This window comes from Synechococcus sp. R6-7 (genome assembly GCF_047461695.1).
In the GTDB taxonomy this organism is placed as follows: Bacteria; Cyanobacteriota; Cyanobacteriia; order Thermostichales; family Thermostichaceae; genus Thermostichus.
The window spans coordinates 1-3,819 of record NZ_JANSHS010000373.1; the positions used below are offsets into that span (position 1 = coordinate 1).

A 3,819-nucleotide genomic window follows, 5' to 3' on the forward strand; every position below is an offset into this window, starting at 1 on the left:
GGGGGTGCTCTGGCCGGGTTGGCGCTGCTGGGGGATCAGCTCTGGGCCTTGGCCCTGATGGGGGGAGTGCTGGTGGCAGAGGCGCTGTCGGTGATGCTGCAGGTGGGCTACTTCCAATACACCAAACGCAAAACCGGCACAGGCAGACGGCTGTTGCGCATGTCGCCCTTGCACCACCATCTGGAGCTGGGGGGCTGGTCGGAGGTGCAGGTGGTGGGATCCCTCTATGGGATAACGGCGCTGCTGGTGGGGCTGGGCTGGGCCTGGTGGCACTGGACCGGAATGTGAGTTCGAGCTGGGGATCCACCGGGATTCCAATGGGGGCCTGACCTCAAACGGGTTGTTCGGCGTGGGAAATGGCCACCGGCAGATCGGCCCCCACCCGCTAAGTCCCAGGATCCCTTCTGTTGTGAGGAAAACGCAAAGATTACTGACCGATGTTTGTTCCCTGTCAAATTTCCAACTGAATCTTTTACATTCACCGTTGCAGATCGGGGATCGCTGTAACGTATGGATATGAACTTAAGTTAACATTGCCTTCCCCTGTAACCCAGTTGGAGGCCTCTAAAAGGAGTGTAATCTCATGATGCCGAGTGGCTCCAAAAATTCCGATAGGCCAGCGGCACAGTCAGGGCACAGCGATTTGGTCTCCGACCCGCCGATGCAAGCGGCTCCTTCTCCGGCAGGTGCTGCTGAGCTTTCCTCTGCGCGGCCGTACGTGGTGTTGCACGGCCATTTTTATCAGCCGCCTCGGGAGGATCCCTGCCTCAACCGCATTCAGCGACAGCCGAGCGCCAGCCCCTTTCACGACTGGAACGAGCGCATTTGGGCGGAATGTTACCGCCCCAACGCCTTTGCCCGCGTTCTGGACGACCAAGGACGGGTGGTGCGTATTGTCAACAACTATGAATTCTTGAGCTTTAACTTCGGCCCTACTCTCCTCTCTTGGCTAGAGGAGCATGACATTGAAGTTTACCAGCGCATTTTGGCCGGCGACCGTCTCAGCGCTGAGCGGCTGGAGGGTCATGGCAATGCCATCGCCCAAGTCTACAACCACGTCATCCTGCCCCTGGCCAACGAGCGAGACAAGTACACCCAGATCCGCTGGGGAATTGCCGATTTCCAACACCGCTTTGGGCGCCATCCCCAGGGGATGTGGCTGGCCGAAACCGCCATTGATGCAGCAACGGTCACGGCCTTGGTCGAATGTGGGATCCGCTTCGTCATTTTGGCCCCCAGCCAAGCGCAGCGCATTCGCCCCTTGGGACAAACGGAGTGGATCGATGTCAGCCAAGGCCAGATCGATCCCCGTCGGCCCTACCGCTGCTTTACCCCCGATCGGGAGGGGTACTTGGATATTTTCTTTTTCGATGGCCCCATTTCCCGTGACTTGGGCTTTGGGGATATCGTCTACAGCACCCACTCTCTGGCGGAGCGGATCCGTTCCGCTCTGCGCCCGGACAAAGAGGGGGAAGCCTATCTGATCAACTGTGCCACCGATGGCGAGACTTTTGGCCACCACAAGCGGGGTGTAGAACGCACGCTGGCCTATGCCTTTTGCGAGGAATTTCCCCGCCGGGGCTGGCAGGTGGGCAACTACAGCCATTTTCTCAGCCAACATCCCCCCACTTGGGAGGTGCAACTGAAACCGGTCACCGCCTGGAGCTGCGCCCACGGAGTAGGACGGTGGTCGCGAGACTGTGGCTGCGGAGCGGTGGGAGGGTGGCACCAACGCTGGCGGCAACCGCTGCGGGACGCCCTCAACTGGCTGCGGGATCAGCTGGCCGAGATCTACGAGACGGAGGCCAGAGCCTACCTGCGGGATCCCTGGCTGGCGCGGGATCGTTACATCGAGGTGATTTTGGATCGGGAGCGCTGTGATGCCTTTTTGCAGGAGCACCAGAGCCACCGCCTCACCGCCGAAGATCGGGTGCAAGTGCTGCGCCTGTTGGAGATGCAGCGCTACAGCCAGTTGATGTTCACCAGTTGTGGCTGGTTTTTCGAGGAGCTATCCCGTCCTGAAGGGGTGCAGATCCTGCGTTACGCGGCACGGGCTATCCAGTTGGCAGCAGCAGTGGCGGATGTCAACCTAGAAGAGGAGTTTTTGCAGCGCCTGAGCAAGGCCCCCAGCAACCTCGACCTCTACAGAGACGGCAAGGGGGTCTATTGCGCCTTGGTGCGCCCCAGCTTGATCAGCCCGCAACGGCTGGTGGCTCAGCACGCCATGTTTTCCCTGTTTAACGGGATCCCCCGTTCCCAAGGATATGTGCTGGATCAAGTGGATCAAGAGCGCCTGACGATAGGCGGGTCGACACTGGCTATCGGGCGGGTGAAGCTCACTTTTCCCACCACCCGCGAAGAGCACGATCTAATCTACGCCGTGCTCCACCTCGGCGGCTGGGACTTTCAATGTGGCGTCAAGCCGTTTGCTGGGCGGCGCATCTACGAGCAGATAAAAGCGCGGCTGCTGGCCGGATCCCACAGCCGGATACAGATGATCCTGACCCTGCAAGACCTATTTGGGCCGGAAACCTTCGACTTGAACGCCCTCGACGACGAAGATCGGCAGCAGATGATGCGCTGGCTCACTCAAGATACCCTAGACCGCCTGGCCCAGCTCTACCGCCAAACCTACCTGGACAATTACGGGGTCTTGATGGCCTTTCGGGCCGACGGCCTGCCGATCCCGGAAGAGTTGTTGGCTGCCGCTCAGATCACCCTCAACCAACGCCTGTTGAGCAGTTTGCGGGCAATGGAAATGGAAGAGGGCAAGCGGGATCACCTGCTGGAATTGCGGGCAATTGTGCGCGAGGCCGAGCAGTTGGGGTGTCAGTTGCGGCGGGAAGAGGCAGCCCGGGTTCTGGATCGGCTCCTACAGCGGGGGATGTGGCACCTTGCCCACGCTTTTGAGCCGGAGACCTTCGGCGAACAGCTCTACAACCTGGAAGAATGGCTGCAATTGGCTGCAGACCTGCGCCTGCCCATCAACTTGGATCGCCTGCAAGAGCTCTATCTGACAGCGCTGGAGCGTCAAATTGGCCCGCGTTGCCCAGCTTGGCCCCAAGAAGACTGCCGAGACATTTCTGCCGAAAACCTGCACCGCCTCTTACAGGTTGGGCAGCGAATTCGGGTCAACGTCAATGCCTGGCTGCGTCACCTACACCCCCAAAATTAAACCCCCAAGATTAAGTTGAGAGCTCAGTGAACTTTAAAGCCATCGGGATGACAGGATTCGAACCTGCGACCCCTTCGTCCCGAACGAAGTGCGCTACCAAGCTGCGCTACATCCCGACTGACGGGCCCCTCTAACCACCCGCCGAAGCTCAACAAGTATAGCACGCCGGCTACGGACAATGAGGACAAGGGATCCCCAGCAGAGAAGGGGATCCGATCTGCGCTAAGCTGCAAAAATCCCCCCTCTCGTCAGCCCAAGTATGAATCCGTCTAAGGGTTTTCGCAAATCCAAGCCTGAGAAAAAACCGGCCAGCTCCAACACTGCCAAGCGTAAGGAAGCCGCCAAACGGTACGACGAGCTGAAAGCCAAGGGGATGCCGGAGTTCAACATCTTTGCCCGCCGTCGCCAGCCCGCGCCTGGCCAGCCCAATCCTTGGCTGCCGGTGGGATCCCTGGCAGTGGGGCGTTCCAGCGCCATTCACCAGGCCATTTTCCAAAATGAGGAAGAACTCAAAAAAGCAGCCGTCAGGCTGTTTCCCCGTCTCGGCAAGGTGAAAGATGACCTGGAGTTTGGGTTTCGCCTCAAGGACAAGGACTTCCAAGACGAGCCGATCCAGGTGGCGATCCGTCCCCAGCCTTCACCCC

At 59.5% G+C, this 3,819-nt stretch carries 2 protein-coding genes, 1 tRNA gene and 1 pseudogene; 3 read left to right on the forward strand and 1 reads right to left on the reverse strand.

Annotated elements, in window-relative coordinates; translation table 11 throughout:
- Both NW815_RS10975 and NW815_RS10980 read left to right on the forward strand, forming a co-directional pair.
- Window positions 1-288, forward strand: a pseudogene (locus tag NW815_RS10975) (phospho-N-acetylmuramoyl-pentapeptide-transferase); the annotation flags it as partial.
- A gap of 295 nt (window positions 289-583) precedes the next feature.
- A complete protein-coding gene (locus tag NW815_RS10980) occupies window positions 584-3,175 on the forward strand; it encodes a DUF3536 domain-containing protein (RefSeq protein ID WP_414390023.1) in 2,592 nt (863 codons plus the stop codon).
- A 42-nt stretch (window positions 3,176-3,217) separates the two neighbouring features.
- Here NW815_RS10980 and NW815_RS10985 read toward each other — a convergent pair.
- Window positions 3,218-3,291: transfer RNA gene (locus NW815_RS10985), tRNA-Pro, on the reverse strand.
- A 143-nt stretch (window positions 3,292-3,434) separates the two neighbouring features.
- On the opposite strand from NW815_RS10985, the gene NW815_RS10990 reads away from it, so the two are divergent.
- A partial coding sequence (locus NW815_RS10990) for an HHL1-like protein (RefSeq protein WP_414416007.1) occupies window positions 3,435-3,819 on the forward strand: 385 nt, incomplete at its 3' end.

What these genes read in the sequence shown, in the direction of transcription:
- NW815_RS10980 (WP_414390023.1), top strand. Translation starts at nt 584, where the DNA reads ATGATGCCGAGTGGCTCCAAAAATTCCGATAGGCCAGCGGCACAGTCA.